18 protein-coding genes are annotated in these 17,669 nt (G+C 56.5%); 9 read left to right on the top strand and 9 right to left on the bottom strand.

Annotated elements, in window-relative coordinates; translation table 11 throughout:
* Positions 1-216 precede the first annotated feature (216 nt).
* Entirely contained in the window at positions 217-885 is a 669-nt protein-coding gene (locus H6G07_RS03415) for a hypothetical protein (protein ID WP_073606423.1), read from the top strand.
* Between the two features lie 153 nt (positions 886-1,038).
* Complete coding sequence (locus H6G07_RS03410) at positions 1,039-1,428, top strand: response regulator (RefSeq protein WP_073606424.1); 390 nt, start codon at positions 1,039-1,041, stop codon at positions 1,426-1,428.
* 145 nt (positions 1,429-1,573) lie between these two features.
* Here the strand turns inward: H6G07_RS03410 and H6G07_RS26195 are convergent, their stop codons facing one another.
* Together H6G07_RS26195 and H6G07_RS03400 are read right to left on the bottom strand one after the other, a co-directional pair.
* Positions 1,574-5,683, bottom strand: coding sequence for a PAS domain S-box protein (locus H6G07_RS26195; protein ID WP_073606425.1), 4,110 nt, complete (start codon positions 5,681-5,683; stop codon positions 1,574-1,576).
* 556 nt (positions 5,684-6,239) lie between these two features.
* On the bottom strand, positions 6,240-7,016 hold the full coding sequence (locus H6G07_RS03400) for a phosphoadenylyl-sulfate reductase (RefSeq protein WP_073606426.1): 777 nt from the start codon (positions 7,014-7,016) through the stop codon (positions 6,240-6,242).
* A 384-nt stretch (positions 7,017-7,400) separates the two neighbouring features.
* On the opposite strand from H6G07_RS03400, the gene puuE reads away from it, so the two are divergent.
* From puuE to H6G07_RS03375, 5 genes are all read left to right on the top strand, one after another.
* Positions 7,401-8,315 carry an allantoinase PuuE gene (gene puuE / locus H6G07_RS03395; RefSeq protein ID WP_073606427.1) on the top strand — a complete coding sequence of 305 codons (915 nt, stop codon included), beginning with the start codon at positions 7,401-7,403 and terminating at the stop codon, positions 8,313-8,315.
* Positions 8,316-8,341: 26 nt separating this feature from the next.
* Positions 8,342-8,746 (top strand): nucleotidyltransferase substrate binding protein, encoded by a 405-nt coding sequence (locus tag H6G07_RS03390; RefSeq protein WP_073606428.1) that lies wholly within the window; start codon positions 8,342-8,344, stop codon positions 8,744-8,746.
* Positions 8,739-9,077 (top strand): nucleotidyltransferase domain-containing protein, encoded by a 339-nt coding sequence (locus H6G07_RS03385; RefSeq protein WP_073606429.1) that lies wholly within the window; start codon positions 8,739-8,741, stop codon positions 9,075-9,077. Before H6G07_RS03390 ends, H6G07_RS03385 begins: the two co-directional genes overlap by 8 nt.
* Positions 9,078-9,134: 57 nt before the next feature.
* Positions 9,135-9,746 carry a TRAP transporter small permease subunit gene (locus tag H6G07_RS03380; protein WP_199311853.1) on the top strand — a complete coding sequence of 204 codons (612 nt, stop codon included), beginning with the start codon at positions 9,135-9,137 and terminating at the stop codon, positions 9,744-9,746.
* 66 nt (positions 9,747-9,812) lie between these two features.
* Positions 9,813-11,147: a TRAP transporter large permease gene (locus H6G07_RS03375; protein ID WP_073606430.1), complete on the top strand. Its 1,335-nt coding sequence runs from the start codon at positions 9,813-9,815 to the stop codon at positions 11,145-11,147.
* 25 nt (positions 11,148-11,172) lie between these two features.
* Here H6G07_RS03375 and H6G07_RS03370 read toward each other — a convergent pair whose 3' ends face one another.
* The 3 genes from H6G07_RS03370 to H6G07_RS03360 form a co-directional block, all read right to left on the bottom strand.
* Positions 11,173-12,315 (bottom strand): TRAP transporter substrate-binding protein, encoded by a 1,143-nt coding sequence (locus H6G07_RS03370; protein ID WP_073606431.1) that lies wholly within the window; start codon positions 12,313-12,315, stop codon positions 11,173-11,175.
* A gap of 205 nt (positions 12,316-12,520) precedes the next feature.
* Positions 12,521-12,808, bottom strand: coding sequence for an Asp-tRNA(Asn)/Glu-tRNA(Gln) amidotransferase subunit GatC (gatC, locus tag H6G07_RS03365; RefSeq protein ID WP_073606432.1), 288 nt, complete (start codon positions 12,806-12,808; stop codon positions 12,521-12,523).
* Between the two features lie 169 nt (positions 12,809-12,977).
* Entirely contained in the window at positions 12,978-13,499 is a 522-nt protein-coding gene (locus H6G07_RS03360) for a photosystem I assembly protein Ycf3 (protein WP_073606433.1), read from the bottom strand.
* A 276-nt stretch (positions 13,500-13,775) separates the two neighbouring features.
* Between H6G07_RS03360 and H6G07_RS03355 the strand changes: the two genes are divergently transcribed.
* Together H6G07_RS03355 and H6G07_RS03350 are read left to right on the top strand one after the other, a co-directional pair.
* Positions 13,776-14,066: a hypothetical protein gene (locus tag H6G07_RS03355; RefSeq protein ID WP_073606434.1), complete on the top strand. Its 291-nt coding sequence runs from the start codon at positions 13,776-13,778 to the stop codon at positions 14,064-14,066.
* A gap of 114 nt (positions 14,067-14,180) precedes the next feature.
* Positions 14,181-14,810: a type I restriction enzyme HsdR N-terminal domain-containing protein gene (locus H6G07_RS03350; RefSeq protein WP_073606435.1), complete on the top strand. Its 630-nt coding sequence runs from the start codon at positions 14,181-14,183 to the stop codon at positions 14,808-14,810.
* On the opposite strand, the gene H6G07_RS03345 is transcribed toward H6G07_RS03350, so the two are convergent.
* The 4 genes from H6G07_RS03345 to ndhI form a co-directional block, all read right to left on the bottom strand.
* Positions 14,807-15,727: an NAD(+) kinase gene (locus H6G07_RS03345; RefSeq protein ID WP_073606436.1), complete on the bottom strand. Its 921-nt coding sequence runs from the start codon at positions 15,725-15,727 to the stop codon at positions 14,807-14,809. The genes H6G07_RS03350 and H6G07_RS03345 overlap by 4 nt on opposite strands.
* A 149-nt stretch (positions 15,728-15,876) precedes the next feature.
* Entirely contained in the window at positions 15,877-16,182 is a 306-nt protein-coding gene (nuoK, locus tag H6G07_RS03340) for an NADH-quinone oxidoreductase subunit NuoK (protein WP_073606437.1), read from the bottom strand.
* Positions 16,183-16,271: 89 nt separating this feature from the next.
* Positions 16,272-16,883 (bottom strand): NADH-quinone oxidoreductase subunit J, encoded by a 612-nt coding sequence (locus H6G07_RS03335; protein WP_073606438.1) that lies wholly within the window; start codon positions 16,881-16,883, stop codon positions 16,272-16,274.
* Between the two features lie 83 nt (positions 16,884-16,966).
* A complete protein-coding gene (ndhI, locus tag H6G07_RS03330; RefSeq protein WP_199311889.1) occupies positions 16,967-17,602 on the bottom strand; it encodes an NAD(P)H-quinone oxidoreductase subunit I in 636 nt (211 codons plus the stop codon).
* Between the last annotated feature and the right edge of the window lie 67 nt (positions 17,603-17,669).

The following is a 17,669-nucleotide window of genomic DNA, read 5'->3' as shown; positions in this document are numbered from 1 at the left end:
CCTTTTACGATTTTTTAGGCCTGTCTATAGACTTGATCAGAGTACTCTTCAAGACATCTCAATAGGAACATGCTGCATCTACCTCTTTAGGTGTTTTAGTTTGTATCTCTGTGTAGATGGTCAGATTCCGACAACGTCATAAATTGGGGACAAGATTTATCAGCCCAAGCGATTTATCAGTCTAAGAGTTAGTCCACTGAGAGGTAAAGAGTATCCATGTCTTACACCAACGAACCCGGCGCTTATCGAGAAGAGCCCGTCGCTTATAGCACCAATCCTAGCCAGCGCGTAGCAGACACAGCGCCCGTTGCCGTCACTGGCTACCACGACCTGGTACGCTGGGGCCCAATTTTTGCCGGACTGGTGGTTGCGATCGCCACCCAACTCGTGCTCACCGCCTTGGGCGCTGCTGTGGGCCTCACCAACATTGCTGGCTCAGATGCTGCCCAAAGTAATGCTGGCGACGTTGGTACTGCCGTGGGCATCTGGTCAATTATTAGCCTGCTGATTGCCCTGTTTTTAGGCGGCTACGTTACCTCCCGTGCCTGCGGTCCCATGAATCGCAAAACTGCTCTACTGAATGGCGCTATTTTGTGGGCAACCACCTTGGCTGTTAGCGCCTGGCTGCTTTCGAGTGGCGTGGCCGGTGCCTTTGGCCTAGTAGCCCAGGGAGCCGACGCCGTCGTTAATCAGGTGCCCGTTGACGCTCTGCCCAATGCCGCTGACCCCAACGTCACCCAAGAGCAAGCCCAAAACATTGCTGGCAATGCCGCCAAGGTTGGCTGGTCATTTGCCTTGGGGTCTTTGCTGGGCCTAGTGGCTTCCCTCGCTGGTGCTGCTACCGGTGCTCGTAGTCCCCGCACCTACGGCGCTGCTCCTCGCTAGCGCTAGCGAACCTTTGTCAATCCAGCAAAAGGAAAAAAGGTAGGCATAAGCCTACCTTTTTTGCGGCTTAGATCTGTGCCTCAAGTTTGAGGTAGGTAGAATAACTTATCAACTAGACTAGCTATATTCATATACTTCATTTAGTCCCTTGCTGTGTGCACCCCCTCTGATTTTCGTATTCTGGTCGTTGACGACATAGAAGATAATTTGTTTTTGTTGAGAACTGTTTTAGAAACAGAAGGCTACGAAGTTGAAACCGCTGGCAATGGCGGCTCAGCTCTAGCTAAGGTTGAGCATGCGCCTCCCGACCTGATTTTGATGGATGTAATGATGCCGGATATGAATGGCTATGAAGTCACTAAAAAGATCCGACAAAATCCTGCCCTGCCGCAGATGCCAATTTTAATTGTCACAGCCTATGACACTCTCCAAACAAGTCAGGGGTTGGCGTTAGAACCTAGCAATTTCATCCGTAAGCCAATCGAGTTTGACCAGTTACTCAATAAGGTTGCAGCCTTGCTTGAGGCCAATCATCACCATTGAAGGGTGATTAGATCACCCTAAAGAGTCAGCGTGGGGCTGAGCACCGGTGGGCTTTGCTTGAGTCACGGTGACTCAGCCCGATCGCTATGCAACCGCAAGCAACCGATCGCAAAAAAGCCCCACACGTTTTGCTTTTGGGCTACATCTATTCAGCGACCAACGTAGCGATCGCCTCAATGAGCTGTGCTGGCTCAAAGGGTTTACTGAGATGGCGATGAAACCCCGCTGCTAACGCCTGCCGTTGATCTAAATCGCTAGCGTAGGCAGTGAGAGCGATCGCTTTGCAGCGCTGGCCCCGACGGTTTAGTTCAGCCTGCATCTGATGCATCAGCATGTAGCCATCCATCTGGGGCATGGCAATGTCGCTAATCAAGATGTCTATCTCCAGATCGGGCAGTCGTTTTAGCGCCTCCTCAGCAGAGGCCGTAACGGTGACGGCAGCCCCAGCCTGCTCTAGCACAAATACCAGCAGCTCGCGGGCATCAATTTCATCTTCGACCACCAAAATACGAATCCCTGCCAAGGTGCCGGTCTGCAAAGAACCTGGCAGGTCGGCTGTAGAGTTTAAGCTGCCCTTTAGCCGATGGAGCGGGTGGCGCTGGAGGGGTAAACGTACGGTAAACGTAGCCCCTTGGTCATCGCCGGGGCTAGCTACGGTGATGGTGCCCCCGTGCAACTCGACTAGCTGCCGGGCGATCGCCAACCCCAGCCCCAGCCCGCCAAACTGGCGCGTGGTCTTGCCATCGGCCTGGCGAAAGCGCTCAAAAATGTAGGGCAACACCTCTGGGGCGATGCCCTTGCCAGTATCGGTCACCGTCAGCTCGGCCTGAGCTAAGTGCCTGGCAGTGGGCAACTCAGCCCGCTGGTTGGTTGGGGTAATGGCCCGTAGCTGAATCTCAACGCGGCCACCCTCAGGGGTAAATTTCACCGCGTTGGCTAGCAGGTTCCAAGCCACCTGCTGGAGCCGCCCGGCATCGCCCATCACAGGGGCAAGGGTTGGGTCAAACTGGGCGCGCATCTCAATGGCCTTGGCCTCCGCTGCGAGCCGCACGGTTTCCATGGCTGCTTCGACGGTGGCCTGAAGCTGCACTGGCGCTACCTCCAGGCTGAGCTTACCCTGCAAAATCCGCGACATATCGAGCAGATCGGCAATTAGCTGAGTTTGCAGCTTGGCGTTGCGCTCAATGGTCTGGAGTCCTCGCATCAGCGTGGTGGCATCGGGCGATCGCCTTTGCAGCAGCTGCGACCAGCCCAAAATCGGGTTAAGGGGCGACCTCAGCTCGTGGGAGAGCACCGCCAAAAACTCGTCTTTGATGCGGTTAGCCGCTTCAGCCTCATTGCGTGCGGTTTGCTCTGCTTGGTAGAGGCGGGCGTTATCGACGGCGATCGCCACCTGATGGGCAATATTCTCAGCCAGGGCCAGGTCGTTAGCACCATAGCGGCGGCCAGTTTCAGCCATCACAAAGGAAATCGCTCCCAGGGTTTGTCCCCGAGCAATTAGCGGGGCAATAATACAAGACCTCAGACCTAGCCCTTGCAGCAAACGCAGGTGCTCGCCGTCGTGGGCCGCCGTCTCTAGCATCGCTGGTGGAATCTCGGCCACCAGTTGGGTTTGGCCCGTGCGCAAAATTTTGGGCACTCCCTCTAGAGCATCCAGCGACGGTGGGTATTGGCGATGTAGCTGCCAGCCCAACTCGACTTTAGCGCGATCGCAGTGCGCCATTGCCACCCGCTCAAGGCTCTGGCTCCGGCCCTGGTTTGGGTGCAGCAGATCGATCGCACACCAGTCGGCAAAAAACGGCACCACCCGATCGGCAACCCGTTCTAGGGTATCTGTATGGTTGAGCAGCGAGGCCAGCGTCGTACTAATATCCACCAGTAGCGCTGAGCGAAACTGGCCAACTTCGGCATCGAGACGGGCGGCCTGCTCTCGAATCAGCTGAGCCCGCTCAGCCTCGGCCAACTTGCGGGCAGTAATATTCGAAAACGAAGCCACCGCGGCAAAGGGCGTGGGGTCATTGGGGTGAAACAGCGGTCGGGTGTTGATCGAGATCCAGGTGAGGGTGCCATCGGGTTTATGCACCCCCATGATCACGTTAGACTGCGGCTCCCCGGTTCGCAGCGTGACCATGGCGGGGTGCTGATCGCCCGCAAAGGGAGAGCCATCCTCATAGGTAGATGACCAGCGAGGGTCGAGGGAGCTGCGTCCCATCATTTGCTCGGCGGTCAGGCCCAAAATCTCTTCAGCGCTGGCATTGCAGGTAAAAATGCTGCCATCGGCGTGCTGGAGCACAATGCCCTCGGCAACGGTTTCAATCACCGAGCGATAGCGTTCTTCAGAGGCCTGGAGAGTAGCCGCAGACTGGTGCCGCTCGGTGATGTCGGTAATCGACGTAATCACATTGGTAATGTGGCCATCAGCGTCGAACAACGGTGAAGCGTTAATGCAGAGAATTGCGCGGCTGCCATCGGCATGGGTAATCGCATATTCAATGCCGTGAATCGGTGTTTTAGCGCGCATGACCTGAGCAAAGGGCAGGTCTTCGGGGGCAAAGGGCTGCCCATCTACTGTAGTAATAGCCCATGACAGGTCGTTGTAGGCGCGATCGGCCAATTCACTGCGAGTCAGCTTAAAGATCTCCTCTGCGGTTGAGTTTGCGGTGACTAGCTGGCCCTCGTCGTCAAAAATAATAATGCCGTTGGGCACCGTTTCAAAAATGCTAGATAGCCGAGCTTCACTGTCGCGCAAGGCATTTTCGACCTGTTTGCGTTCCGTAATGTCGTGCATAACGACCACGGCACCCCGGTTATTGCCGTCTAGGGTGGCGATCGCCTGGCCACTCGTCAGCACCGTACGTGCCTTACCCCCCTTAGGCGCAATCACCATCTCAGCGTCGACCACGCGATCGCCCCGCAGCGCCCGAAACAGCGGAATCGCCTCCTGAGCCAGAGGTGTTTTGCCGTCGGAATGGTAAAGGTCGTAGTAGTCGGCCCACCGATCGGGGGGTAGCGGTGCCTCTGGCAGACCGTGGAAGTCTCGCGCCGCCTGGTTAAACAGCCTTAACATGCCCGCTTCATCGCAGGCCACAATGCCCGCCTGCACGTTTTCGAGCAGCACCCGCAGCAGCTCCTGCTCTTTTTCCAAGGCGATTTCGGCTTGCCGTCGTTCTTCAATTTCTAACTGTAGTCGGTGATTGGTTTGGGAAAGCTCAGCAGTGCGCTGGGCTACCAAATGCTCTAGGTCTTGCTGCACCTGGAGCCGAGCGGCATCGGTACGCTGCCGGTCGAGTTCGGTGGCAATGCGCAGAGCAAAAATGGGCAGCAGCGCTTTGATTAGCTGCACGTTGCCCCAGGGCTTGCTGTCCATCACGCCCAGCAAACCTAAAGGATTGCCCTCGGGGTCAAAAAAGGGAATCGCTGCGTAGCTGTCAATGCCCAAGGGTTTCAGCAGCGCCGCCTGCGGAAACTGAACCCTAACGCCACTGGCATAGCAGCACAGTTCGCGCTTAAGCAGCACCTGATGGCAGGGAGTATGGTGTAGGAGATAGTCAAAATTTTCGGCTATTTGCCCTTGGGCGCAGACGGCAATGGTTTGGATGGCATCTTGCCCAGCGCCCGTGACCAGACCAACATAGGCATAGTCAACCCCTAGGGTCTGGGTGAGATGCAGCACCAAAGCCGAGAAAAAGGCATCCCCGGTTTGGGTAGCCACCCCCTGGGTAACTGCTAGCAAGGCCTGGTCGATGGAGTCCACTCGGTGGGCGGCCAAACGCAGGTCGAGTTCATCGATCACCATGGCGGCTAGATCTGACAGCATCGCCTGCTGGTCACGGCCAAAATCGTCTCGTGGCTGAGTGTCAAGCAGGCACAGAGTGCCTAAAATAAAGCCGTCTTGATTGCGCAGGGGGGCTCCGGCATAAAAGCGCAACCCTGGCTCAGCTTGCACTAGGGGGTTATCGGCAAAGCGGCGATCGTGGCGCGCCTCAGGGACAACTAACACGTCTTCAGACAGCAGCGCATGGCTACAAAACGTACTGTGCCGCTGCATTTCTTGCCCCTCAAACCCATAGCAAGACTTAAACCAAGCCCGAGATTCATCCACTAGGGAAACCAGGGCCATGGGCACGTTAAACAGCCGGGCAGCCAAAGCAGTGATGCGATCGAACCCAGCTTCGGGGGGAGTATCTAAAATTTCGTAGCGCCGCAGGGCTTCTAACCGTCCCGCTTCGTCGTTAGGTAGGGGAGCTGAGGACATTGGCGATTCAGGGCATGTACCAAGAGGGATAAGCTATGCCGTTGATGGGCATTTCTGAATGGTTAGAAGTCATACCTCGGCCTAACCCGTCTAGTCTAAAAGAATTTGAATGGGGAAACCTCCCCCCTGGGGCAGACGTTGATCGCGTCGCCCTAGACATTCGGTAGACCCCACGTTTAGCCGTAACCAAACTAGCCATTGTTGTGCGTACCCTCAATGTTGCCCATAGCGTTAATGGCTGATCCCAAACTTTAACCAGGCTTAAAGCCATGCTTTTGAACTTCATCCTGTCTCTGCCATCTTTTCCTAGTTGAACCTACACAGCAGGCGCAAAAGTGTCTCGCACTTCTCTAGTCAAGACTGAAAAATCGAGGCGATCGCCCCATTTTTCCACAGCAGACAATACCGCAGAAGGTGATGCTAATCCAACCATTGAACCTTCCCAGAGGGTTCAGTTTTTGCTTCACTGCTAGTGGCTGATGCGTTAACAACAAGACAGCATCACTAAAGCCAGAGAGGGCGGCGGAAAGGGGCGATCGCCAGTCAACCACCCGCCCTACAGCGAACTAGAGTCTAAGCTAGCCGCCTCCTCAGGTGACTGAGGCAGGTGCAGACCGCATTCCTGCTTGAGCCCCTTAAATCGAGTGTCGCGCTCGTTATCATCAGCCGCCGTGATCGGACGGCTAGAATGCCAATCGCCCACCGTCACATAGCCCTGATCAAACAGCGGGTGGTAGGGCAAGTCGTGGGCCACCAAGTAGTCGTACACATCCTTGGAAGTCCACTTAAGAATGGGCAGCAGCTTGTAGCGGCCCCCCTGCTGGCCCACCCGCCCTAGGGACTTGCGGTGGTCAGTCTGATCTGATCGCAGCCCAGTGAGCCAAGCCGTGGCGTTGAGGTCGTCCAAGGCCCGCTGCATGGGCTCTACCTTACGGATTTTGTCGTAGCGGTTTAGCGCCTCTACATCGTGCTGCTCCCACAGGCGTCCGTGCAGGGCTTCCATGCGAGCCGGGCTGAGGGGCGACTGGTAGACCTTGAGGTTGAGGTTGAGGCGGGTCGAGAGTTCCTCAGCAAAGCGGTAGGTCTCAACCGGCAGATAGCCAGTGTCCACCCAAATGATTGGAATTTGAGGCACCACCTGGGTCACCAGATGCAGCATCACCGCCGACTGAATACCAAAGCTAGTGCTCATGACGAGACCATCGCCAAAGGTGCTGTAGCCCCACTGCACCAGACTGCTGGCGTCAGCCTCTCCCCACTCTCGGTTGATAGCGTCGAGGTCAAGAACGGGGGCGGCCTGCACCTTGCTGGGCAAGAGCGCGACATCTGACATGGGTTTACTCCTTCCGTTCAACAAAGCCGTAGCTCCAGTGCCACAATTCTGTGGTGGTTGTGCTGTCAGCCAAGCCGCCAGCAGAGTTAATTGATGTTTAAGAACACAAACTTCATGCTACACCGTAGCTCAGCCCCCTGTATTCTTATCCGCCTTTAGCTGTATTTCGACATTAGCCGATCTATAGATCATAAGATCATAAACCAGTGTAGAAGCGCTAATTCGTGACCTTGGCCCATGTTTTTTTACGAGAAACCGAACTTGAGGGATCCTTTTTGTGGTGAAAAAGTTGTGAGCTAGCCCAGCAAGTTAGCTAGACCAAAGCGTAATTTAACCCTTAAAATCCAGCCTAAATCGCGCTGCAAACTCCATTCCTCATCTCCTATGGCAATTTCTCCTTCCTACCCCCGCGACTTGGTGGGCTACGGACGCACTCCGCCCCAAGCCCAGTGGCCCGGCAACGCCAGAATTGCAGTGCAGTTTGTGATTAATTACGAAGAGGGGGGCGAAAACTGCATTCTCCACGGCGACGCGGCCTCGGAGGCATTTCTGTCAGAAAGTGTGGGGGCTGCACCGCTGCGCGGAGTGCGCAATATGAACATGGAATCGATGTATGAGTACGGCAGTCGGGCGGGGTTTTGGCGGCTGCACCGGCTGTTTACGGGGCGCGGCCTGCCGCTGACGGTGTATGCCGTGGCCATGGCTATGGCCCGTAACCCTGAGGCGATCGCCGCCATGACCGAGGCCGACTGGGAGATCGCCAGCCACGGCTACCGTTGGATTGATTACCAGTATTTTGGCATTGAGGCCGAGCGCGAGCACATTTGGAAGGCGGTGGAGGTTCACACGCAGGTGGCGGGCTGTAGGCCCCTGGGCTTTTATCAGGGCCGCAACAGCCCTAATACCCGCGCCCTGGTGGTCGAAGAGGGCGGCTTTCTCTACGACGCCGACAGCTACGCCGACGACCTGCCCTACTGGAATACTGAGTACGGCAGGCCGCACCTGGTGATTCCCTACACCCTCGATAACAACGACATGCGCTTTGCCACCTATGCGGGCTTCAACTCGGGGGATCAGTTTTTTGCCTACCTGTGCGATGCCTTCGACACTCTCTACGCTGAGGGCGACGACTGCCCCAAGATGATGAGCATTGGCCTACACTGTCGCCTGGCGGGCAAGCCGGGGCGCACGGCAGCACTGGCGAGGTTTTTGGACTATGTGCAGGGGCGCGATCGCGTCTGGATCTGCCGCCGCGTCGACATCGCTCGCCACTGGCACGAACACCACAAACCCGCCTAATCTAGAAGAGTTCACCTTGCGCGCCCATGCATCCCCTCGATACCCGCTGGGTCCAGCGATTCGCTAACTTCGAGCGCACGTTTTTGCTGCTGCGCGATGCCCTGGCGATTGAGTCACCCTCCCTGGTGGAGAGGGCGGGGATCATTCAGTTTTTTGAGCTGGCCTTTGAGCTAGCGTGGAAGGTGATGAAAGACTATGAAGAAGCTGAGGGAATCCTGGTCAAAACTCCCAGGGAGGCAATTAAGCAGGGGTTTCAAATCGGCCTGATTAGTCAAGGGCATGGTTGGATGAGCGCGCTACAAGACCGCAATTTGACCACGCATACCTACAACGAAGCCACGGCGATCGCAGTCGAAACTAGCATTCGCAACGACTACTTTCCCTTGCTGACCGAACTTTACCAAGTCCTAAAGGTGAAAGCTGATGGCTAACGCCTACGGGCTGACAGAGAGCGATATGGCTCAAATCGTTGCGGCCTGCTGCCAGTTTGAGGAAATTGCGGCGGTGGTGCTGTTTGGCTCGCGGGCCAAGGGCAATTACAAACCAGGGTCAGACGTAGATTTGGCGGTGAAGGGCGATCGCATCACCCGCCGCACCCTCGCCCAGCTTGCCGATCTGCTCAATGAAGAGCTGCCCCTGCCCTATTTTTTCGACGTAGTTCACTACAACAGCCTGGATCAGCCGCTGGTTGACCATATCGATCGCGTTGGGGTAGTCCTTTACGACAGGGCTAATGCACTACCTCAAACCTCTGCTCTGTAGCACATTCCATTAGGCGGTATTATCAACTCCAACGCTAGTCGGCGGGGGATCTAAAGAGTGCTGAATCCTGGACTGATTGGACGGCTGTTGCGGGTGGCTCAGGCGATCGACAACCTGAGCGAGTGGATTGGCAAGAGTCTGAGCTGGCTGGTGCTGCTCACCGTGGCCGTGGGTTTTTACAACGTCATGGCTCGCTACATTGGCCGTTTTTTGGGTCTGCAATTGGCCTCGAACGGGCTGCTTGAGTGGCAGTGGTACCTATTTTCGATTACCTTTTTGCTCAGCTTTCCCTACATTCTTCAGCAGGGGGCGAATGTGCGGGTCGATTTTTTGGAGTCGGGCTGGAGCGATCGCCGTAAGGCCATGATTAGCTTCTGGGGCACGGTGCTGTTTCTGATTCCCTTTTGCGTGCTGGGGCTGTGGGTGACGGTGAACCCGGTGATGCAGTCGTGGGGGCTGCTGCCCGATGGCACCTGGGGCCGCTGGGAGGTGTCTCCCGACGCCAGCGGGCTGCCCAGAGCACCGATCAAATCGATGGTGCTGGTGGGTTTTGGGCTGCTGCTGCTTCAGGCCGTGGCCCAGGCGATCAAATATTGGGCGGTGTGGTGCGGCTATATCGAGGGCAGGCAGCTGCCAGAGGCCGAGGCTGATCTCCCGCCTCTGGAGTGAGCAGTCATGGGCAGTTTCATCGTTTTCAGGATTCAGGTTTTTTAAGTCCCCTTTGTAAGGTGCGCCATGGGCTACGAGTGGTTGGCGATCGCCATGTTCGTTGGCTTCTTTTTGATCTTGATGAGTGGCTACCCCGTGGCATTTTCCTTTGCCGGTACGGGGCTGGTGTTTGGCCTGGTGGGCTGGCTGCTGGGGGCCTTTGAGCCCGCCCGCCTGCTGCTGCTGCCCAACATCTGGTTTGGCACCATGGGCAACTTCACGCTGCTGGCAATTCCGTTTTTTGTGTTCCTGGGCGCGGTGCTCGAAAAGTCGGGCCTGGCGGAGGAGCTACTAGAGACCATTGGCCTAGTACTTGGCCCCCTGCGCGGCGGCATGGCCCTGGCGGTGGTGCTGGTTGGCACCCTGCTGGCGGCGACAACTGGGGTGGTGGCCGCCACGGTCATTCTCATGGGCATGATTTCGCTGCCGATTATGCTGCGCCACGGCTACGACAAGGAGCTGGCCGCTGGCACCATCATTGCCTCGGGCACCCTGGCGCAGCTAATTCCGCCCAGCCTGGTGCTGGTGGTGCTGAGCGACCAGCTGGGGGTGTCGGTGGGCGATCTGTTTTTGGGGGCGCTGATTCCGGGGCTGATGCTGGCCGGAGCTTACGCGGTCTATGTGCTCATGGTGGCTTACTTTAAACCCGGTACGGCCCCGTCGTTGCCCCTAGCGATGCGCCAGATCAGCCGTTGGGAGCTGCTCAAGCGGGTGATGAAGGCGATCGTGCCGCCAGTACTGCTGATTTTTGTGGTGCTGGGCAGCATTTTCTTTGGCCTTGCCACCCCCACCGAAGCGGGCGCGGTCGGGGCCGTGGGAGCCTGTGGGCTAGCTGCCCTCAACCGGCGACTGACGCTCAAGCTGCTGCAGGAGGCGGCCCACGCCACGGCGATCGTGACCGGGGTAGTGCTGATTATTCTGTTTTGCTCGTCGTTTTTTGGCCTAGTGTTTGATGCCCTGGGGGGCAAAACCCTAATCACCAATCTGCTGGTGAACATGCCGGGGGGCTACGTGACCTTTTTGCTGGTGGCCAACCTGGTTATTTTTGCTATGGGGGTATTTTTAGAATTTATTGAAATTTGCTTTATCGCTATGCCACTGCTGGTGCCCGCCGCCCAGGCATTAGGCATCGACATGGTGTGGTTTGGGGTGGTGATGGCGCTGAACTTGCAAACGGCGTTTATTTCGCCGCCGGTGGGGTTCTCGCTGTTTTATTTGCAGAGCGTGGCTCCAAAAACCATTACCACCCGCGAAATTCACCGCAGCGCGCTGCCGTTTATGGCCATTCAGCTGGTGGTGCTGGTGGTCGTGATGGTGTTTCCCCAGACGGTGAGCTGGCTGGTAGAGCGATCGCTCCAGTAGCCCCACCATAGCGTTAGTCTTTGCACTAGGCGGGCGGCTCGCCCCCAGCCTTCAGATTGCTGTAGACAAAGCGCTCAAAGGCTCCCTGGTTGAGCTGGCTCCAGGCATAGATGCGATCGCGAAACCCGCGCCAGTCGTCATAGATCGCTTTAAAGTCGGCATCGCTAGCGGCAAACTCGTCGTAGAGGTCAAAGGTAGCCTCCTGGGCGGCGGTCATAATCTCAGCGCTGTACTCGCGCAGCTGCACGCCGCCGTCAACCAGGCGCTGCAAAGCTTCGTTGTTGCGGGTTTCGTAGCGCGACAGCATTTCTAAGTTGGCCTCAAAAGCCGCCGTGCGCACGATCTGCTGATAGACCTCGGGCAATTGGTTCCACTGGTCGAGGTTAATCTGCACTTCGAGGGTGCTGCCCGGCTCCCACCAGCCGGGGTAGTAGTAGTACTGGGCCACCTTATTCAGCCCCAGCTTTTCGTCGTCGTAGGGGCCAACCCACTCGGCGGCGTCGATCGCCCCAGTTTGCAATGCCTGAAAAATCTCGCCCCCCGGCAACGTCTGCACCGTCACCCCCAGCTTGCTCATCACCTGGCCCCCCAGACCAGGGATACGCATCTTGAGCCCCGCCAGGTCGCTGACGCTGGCGATCTCGCGGCGAAACCACCCCCCCATCTGCGCCCCGGTATTGCCAGCGGGAAACTGAATCACGTTGAACTGGCGGGCATAAAATTCCTGGAGCTTGTCTAGCCCGCCCCCCTCGTAGAGCCAGGCGTTTTGCTGCTGGGGCGTGAAGCCAAAGGGCAGACTGGCCCCAAAACCCATCACCGGGCTGCGCCCCACGTAGTAGTACGAAGCTGTGTGGCCACAGGGCACCGCCCCCTGAGAGACCACATTCAGCACTTCTAGCGGTGGGGCAATTTCGCCAGCGGAGCGGGGTGAAATGGTGAACTGCCCGCCGCTCATGGCACTGACGCGATCGGCAAAGGTCTGCGCCCCGCCCAAAATCGTGTCGAGGGCCGCAGGCCAGCTAGTTGCCATCTGCCAATCAATCCGGGGCAGATCCTCAGCGCCGCCCTCAGCCACGGGGGAAGAAGCCCCAGTGCAGGCGGCTACACTCGCGGTCGTAGCCGCTGCCACGCCCAAGGTTGTCGTTTTAACCAACTGCCGACGCTTCATGGCACCTCAACATAGGAGAACCCAGAACAAAGCTATGCCGCAGCTATCGACTGACAACTGCTACATATTTAAGCTGAGGTCGATTGTCCTATAGGTTGAGATCGGCCAGCGCTATCGGTAGGAAATCGTAAGAAACCAGACCTTGCCTAACAACCAGTGGGTTAAACGGCCATTGAGACTGAATTAGTGAAATTTGAACCCTGCCCTACTCGCTGAGGATCTTGGGCACTTTGAAAAAGCCATCTTCGCGATCGGGGGCACAGTCGAGAATGGCATCGCGTTCGGCAAAGGTCTGGAGGCTGTCGGTGCGGGTGATGTTGCTTAGCTCGATGGCGCGGGTGGTGGGCTCTACGTCGTCGGTGTTCAGCTCCTTGAGCTGCTCCACGTAGTCGAGAATGCCGCTGAGCTGCCCGGTGAACTGCGCTTCTTCTTCGGCGGTTAGCTCTAGGCGGGCCAGCAGGGCCACTTTGCGAACCTGTTCAAGATCGATCATGGGGACGGGAATCCAGAAAGGGGAATTGAAGCTTATCGGCTGTAAGTTGGGTCAAATGCAATGGCACCCAACAATAGTCACCCAGCAAGGGACAGCAGGGACAGATTGAACCTACACAGCGAAAGTTGGATGGTGGGCACTGCCCACCCTACGGGTTAAAGAGTTGGCCTTAGAAGAAGATGTCGTTCTTCATGCGGCCCGTGTTCTTCATCCAGTTTTGGGCTTCGATGTAGTTGTTGGGGGCGATGGTGATCGCCTCTAGCCAGTAGCGGGCCGCTTCGTCGAAGAGGTTTTCGGCGGTGTCGGTGTCGCCGCTGGCCTCGGCCTGCTCACCCTTGTAGTGGTAAATCACCGCAATGTTGTTGAGCGCCTGACACAGGCGAGGGTTGAGGTCTAGCGCTTCCTTGTACTTCTCTAGGGCAATTTCATGTTCGCCGTTGCTAGCGTGGATCAGGCCCATGTTGTAAAGGATGAAGCTTTTATCGTAGGGTTCTTCCTCTAGAATCAGGGCTTCGCGGTAGTTCTCCATAGCCTCAGCATATTCCCCATCGGCCTGGGCCGACATGCCGTCGCGGTAGTAGGCAAAGGCCTCTTTCTCGCTCTTTTTGGCGGGCATCATCTTCAAAATCATGTCGGCCATGACGGTGAAGGATTTATCGATGAAGTTGTCGTTGCGTTGGGTTCTTGGCATGGGTAGCGACGCGCAAATGAGGGACTTAACGCTTACCTAAGCCCGATGGCGGTGGTGTTGCCGCAGCAAAAGCTCGGGGGGCTAGGCTAGACAAATATATAAATTACACTAGCAAACCCTGGCGATTTAATGGCAGCGGCATTAGGGCTACCTGCCGGTAGAGGGCATTTTTGTGTAGAACTAGAGTTAGCTCAATCGGCCCTAGGCGTGAATCAACTGGCCGTGGATGCTTCTGGCTGAGGGATCTGAGAGCTATAGCCACGTTATGCCGCTGGAATGGATTTATCTTTTTTACTGGCGATCGCCCTGATCATCGCCCTCATCTTCTGGCTCAATCGTCGCCAGGGCCGACGACGGCCCGCTGCCTATCGGTCGCCAACCGTCACCGCTCCTAGCCGGTCGGTGCGAGGCCCCACCCAGCGACAGCTCCTGCGCCTGGTGGGGGGCAACCAAGCCGTAGCCGAGCGTCTGGTCGAGCAGGTACAGCTCCGCAACCCCAGCCAGAGTGAGCAGTGGTGCTGGGAAAAAGCGATTTACGATATCCATCGCGATCGCCACAGTTCTTGAGCGATCGTTTCCTATTCCATCCAGCTAGGTAACGCTTAGAGAGCGATTTCAGGCAGGATTAGATTAAGCTGCGCTCAAGTTATCTCGCGTAAAACCAATGATAGGAGTCAGGGGATGGTACAAAGCATTGCGATCGGCAATCTGACTCTGCCCGAGTTGGAGGAAACAAAGCACCTGAAGCTGACCGACAACCTGGATTTTTTCCCAGAATGGCACCAAAATCTGCCCGGCCTAAACGACGAGGAAACGCGCTACTTAGACCAAGTGCAACGGGAGTATTTTGATCAAACCCGCAGCGGCCAAATTTCTGAAGGGCTAATCAAGCTGATTGTTATATCGCCGTTGCTGCACCTAGCAGGGTTTTACCGCCGTCCCTTTGAGGTCAGGCTAGAGGAATCTGTCCAAATTGAAGTCACTGAAGCCAACCAGGTTTGGTGGGGCCGCATTGATGCCCTCGTAGTCAAAGACTCGTTTTGGATTTTAGTGATTGAGGCTAAGAACTCAGCCCTGGGTATTGATACGGCCATTCCTCAAGCGTTGGGTTATATGCTTGCTAGCCCACAGACAGAGCGCTTCACCTATGGGTTGGTGACTAATGGCAGTAGTTTTGCCTTCCTCAAGCTCGCTCAAACCCCAGAACCTCGTTATGAGGTGTCCGATGTGATGCTGCTCTTGCCGGGGCGAAATGTGCTGGGTCGGGTCTTGCAGGTAATGAAGTGTCTAGGGCAAGAGATTGTAGCCTAGTTTCTATGGTTGTTCACATAGTTGACGCGGGTGCCTGCCCAGTTGAGCTTGTTGCGCAGGGTGCCGTAGTAGGAATGGTCTTGTCTTAAAATAATGAACTGGGCCATGGCCTCGGCGCTGCGCACATCCACCCGCTGACCGGGCCAGATGGCGGTGCCCAGCACACCGTCAGTCCACAGCTTGGTGGTGAGGTCGGGGTCGGCTAGGGGCCACACGCTGACCACTGAGCCGGGCGGCAGCACAATGGGGCGACTCGATAAACTGAGGGGGCAAATGGGCGTCACCACGATCGCATCCATGCCGGGGTGAATAATCGGGCCGCCTGCCGCTACGGTGTAGCCGGTGGAGCCAGTGGGGGTGCTGATCAGCAGACCATCCCCTTGGTATTGGTCTACCACTTCACCGTCGATCTCCATTTCGAGCATGGAGGTGATCATGCGATCGGGCGAAGCGGGCTTGATCGCCATTTCGTTGAGAGCCAGGTAGACCTCGCTCACCGGGTCGAGGTTGGTGCGATGACCCTCGTAGATGCGGGCTTGCAGCATCATGCGGCGCTGCACGGCAAAGCGATCGCTCAGCAGCCGCTCCCACACCGCCTCGGTGTCGTCCATTTCCTCAGAGCTTTCGGTTAAAAATCCCAAGTGACCGCCAATATTGACTGCGAGAATGGGGATATTCTCGGCAGCCAGGTTGCGAGCCGCCGTCAGCGCCGTGCCGTCGCCGCCAAACACAATGGCCAAATCAATCGGCTGACTCACCGAGGCCAAAAATACCGGATAGGGGTTGTCTTTAGGCCCACTGGGGCCGCGCAAGACCTTGCTGCCTAGGGCCTCTAGCTGGTGGGCGCACTTCTCGGCCCACTTTTGGCTCAGCCGGTTACCAGCCTTATGGACAATGATGACTTGCTCAAGTTGCACAACAAAATGCCGTGGGTTGACAGTACAGAGCGAGAAAGCACACCGTTTTCAGCATCCCTAGACAGCGACACCCCAGTGCTTTAAAAACAATTGTAGAGGGAGCAATGCCACCCCCTCTACAATCCAGACATTCTTACGCTTCGGTAGTCCTACCACTTGAGCAGGTTGAACTGCTCCATATCGACGGTGTCACGGTTGCGATAGATCGACAGCACAATGGCTAAGCCCACCGCCGCCTCTGCGGCTGCAATACTAATCACAAACACTGCAAACACCTGACCGTTGATTCCCACCGGGTCAAGGTAGTTTGAAAACGCTAGCAGGTTTAGGTTGACGGCATTTAGCATCAGCTCAATGGACATCAGCACGCGAATCACGTTGCGGCTGTTAACCAAGCCATAGATGCCGATACAGAACAGGGCAGCGGCAGTAAGCAGAAAATACTCTAGTTGCATGGCTGAAGAAGAATCCGTTCTAATCCCGAACAACAGTTTTGAGCCTCAAGCGGCAGTTCCTCATCCTGCCAAGGCCGCCAAATAGAGGTCTAGTCAGACTCTGGGCTTGCCATCGACGACACCAGTTCGCGAGGCCGCTCTGGCAGCTGCAATGCCTCGGAGGCAGCCTCCCCAGGAGCCACGTCAGGAATCAGCTCGCGGCGGGCCAGCACGATCGCCCCAATCAGCGCAATCAGCAGCAGCACCGAAGCCAGCTCAAAGGGCAGCAGATAGTCGGTAAAGAAGTGAATACCAATGGCGACAGTGGCATTCTCACCCTGGGGCACTTCGGTAGAAATAGCCCAAGGCGTGTTTAGGGTTGAGGTTGTCAGCAGCGCAAACAGACCAACACAAACTCCGGCTGTGGCGATCTTGCCCACCCAGGCCTGCTTGATGGGGGCGAACTGCTGTTCTTTGTTTACCAGCATGATCCCAAACAAAATCAGCACGCTGACAGCACCCACGTACACCAGTACCTGAGCGGCGGCTACAAACCCCGCATTGAGCAAGATGTAAAGGCCCGACATGCTGGTAAACACGCCCCCCAGCAAAAACGCCGAGTAGACAATGTTGTCTAACAGCACGACACCCAGGGCACCCCCCAGCGTCATCGCCACCAGTATGCCAAAGGCAACGAGTTGTACCCCTTCCGCTAGCGTCACAGTCTTGACTCCTGATAAACATTGAGCGATCGCAGCCGTGGTCTTAGCTTAGGCGAATGTACCACGGAACCCTAACGGGTGTATTACTCCTTGGGCTTGGCTTCGCTGGCCTTAGCTTCGCCTTCAGCCGTTTTGACTTCTTTTTGAGCCGCCTCCAAAATTTCTTGAGGCATTTGGCCCGCCCGCCGAGCATTGATCGGCAGATCGTGAGGATCCATCACGCCCTGAGGCAGATAGGCCAGCTCTCGCAGAGGGGTAACCATCGAGTCTTGGGTGACCTTGTAGGGCAAACGACCCAGGGCTACGTTGTCGTAGTTCAGCTCGTGGCGCTCATAGACAGCCAGCTCATACTCTTCGGTCATCGACAAACAGTTAGTGGGGCAATACTCCACGCAGTTGCCGCAGAAAATGCAGACCCCAAAGTCAATGCTGTAATGCTTCAGGTCTTTTTTCTTGGTCGCCTTATCAAATTCCCAATCGACCACGGGCAGGTTGATGGGGCACACCCGCACGCACACCTCGCAGGCGATGCACTTGTCAAACTCAAAGTGAATGCGCCCCCGAAACCGCTCTGAGGGGATCAGTTTCTCGTAGGGGTATTGCACTGTTACCGGGCGGCGGCTCATGTGGTCAAAGGTTACAGAGAGCCCCTGGCCGATATACTTGGCCGCCTGTAAGCTCTCTTTGGCATAATCGCCGACTTGTTTGAGAAAACCCAGCATGGGGAAGACCTCCGCAGTGGTACAGATTGTCGATGAGGTTGAGCGTTCAGCAGGGGTTAGCCAC

Source organism: Phormidium tenue FACHB-1052 (assembly GCF_014696675.1).
Taxonomy (GTDB): domain Bacteria; phylum Cyanobacteriota; class Cyanobacteriia; order Phormidesmidales; family Phormidesmidaceae; genus Nodosilinea; species Nodosilinea tenuis_A.
Note: the sequence above shows the minus strand (reverse complement) of the source record. Positions and strands in the feature narration are given on the sequence as shown.

Bases quoted from the DNA above. Each gene is read 5' to 3' on its own strand.
- H6G07_RS03415 (WP_073606423.1), top strand. From the start codon at position 217: ATGTCTTACACCAACGAACCCGGCGCTTATCGAGAAGAGCCCGTCGCT.
- H6G07_RS26195 (WP_073606425.1), bottom strand. From the start codon at position 5,683: ATGTCCTCAGCTCCCCTACCTAACGACGAAGCGGGACGGTTAGAAGCC.
- H6G07_RS03400 (WP_073606426.1), bottom strand. From the start codon at position 7,016: ATGTCAGATGTCGCGCTCTTGCCCAGCAAGGTGCAGGCCGCCCCCGTT.
- puuE (WP_073606427.1), top strand. From the start codon at position 7,401: ATGGCAATTTCTCCTTCCTACCCCCGCGACTTGGTGGGCTACGGACGC.
- H6G07_RS03390 (WP_073606428.1), top strand. From the start codon at position 8,342: ATGCATCCCCTCGATACCCGCTGGGTCCAGCGATTCGCTAACTTCGAG.
- H6G07_RS03385 (WP_073606429.1), top strand. From the start codon at position 8,739: ATGGCTAACGCCTACGGGCTGACAGAGAGCGATATGGCTCAAATCGTT.
- H6G07_RS03375 (WP_073606430.1), top strand. From the start codon at position 9,813: ATGGGCTACGAGTGGTTGGCGATCGCCATGTTCGTTGGCTTCTTTTTG.
- H6G07_RS03370 (WP_073606431.1), bottom strand. From the start codon at position 12,315: ATGAAGCGTCGGCAGTTGGTTAAAACGACAACCTTGGGCGTGGCAGCG.
- gatC (WP_073606432.1), bottom strand. From the start codon at position 12,808: ATGATCGATCTTGAACAGGTTCGCAAAGTGGCCCTGCTGGCCCGCCTA.
- H6G07_RS03360 (WP_073606433.1), bottom strand. From the start codon at position 13,499: ATGCCAAGAACCCAACGCAACGACAACTTCATCGATAAATCCTTCACC.
- H6G07_RS03355 (WP_073606434.1), top strand. From the start codon at position 13,776: ATGGATTTATCTTTTTTACTGGCGATCGCCCTGATCATCGCCCTCATC.
- H6G07_RS03350 (WP_073606435.1), top strand. From the start codon at position 14,181: ATGGTACAAAGCATTGCGATCGGCAATCTGACTCTGCCCGAGTTGGAG.
- nuoK (WP_073606437.1), bottom strand. From the start codon at position 16,182: ATGCAACTAGAGTATTTTCTGCTTACTGCCGCTGCCCTGTTCTGTATC.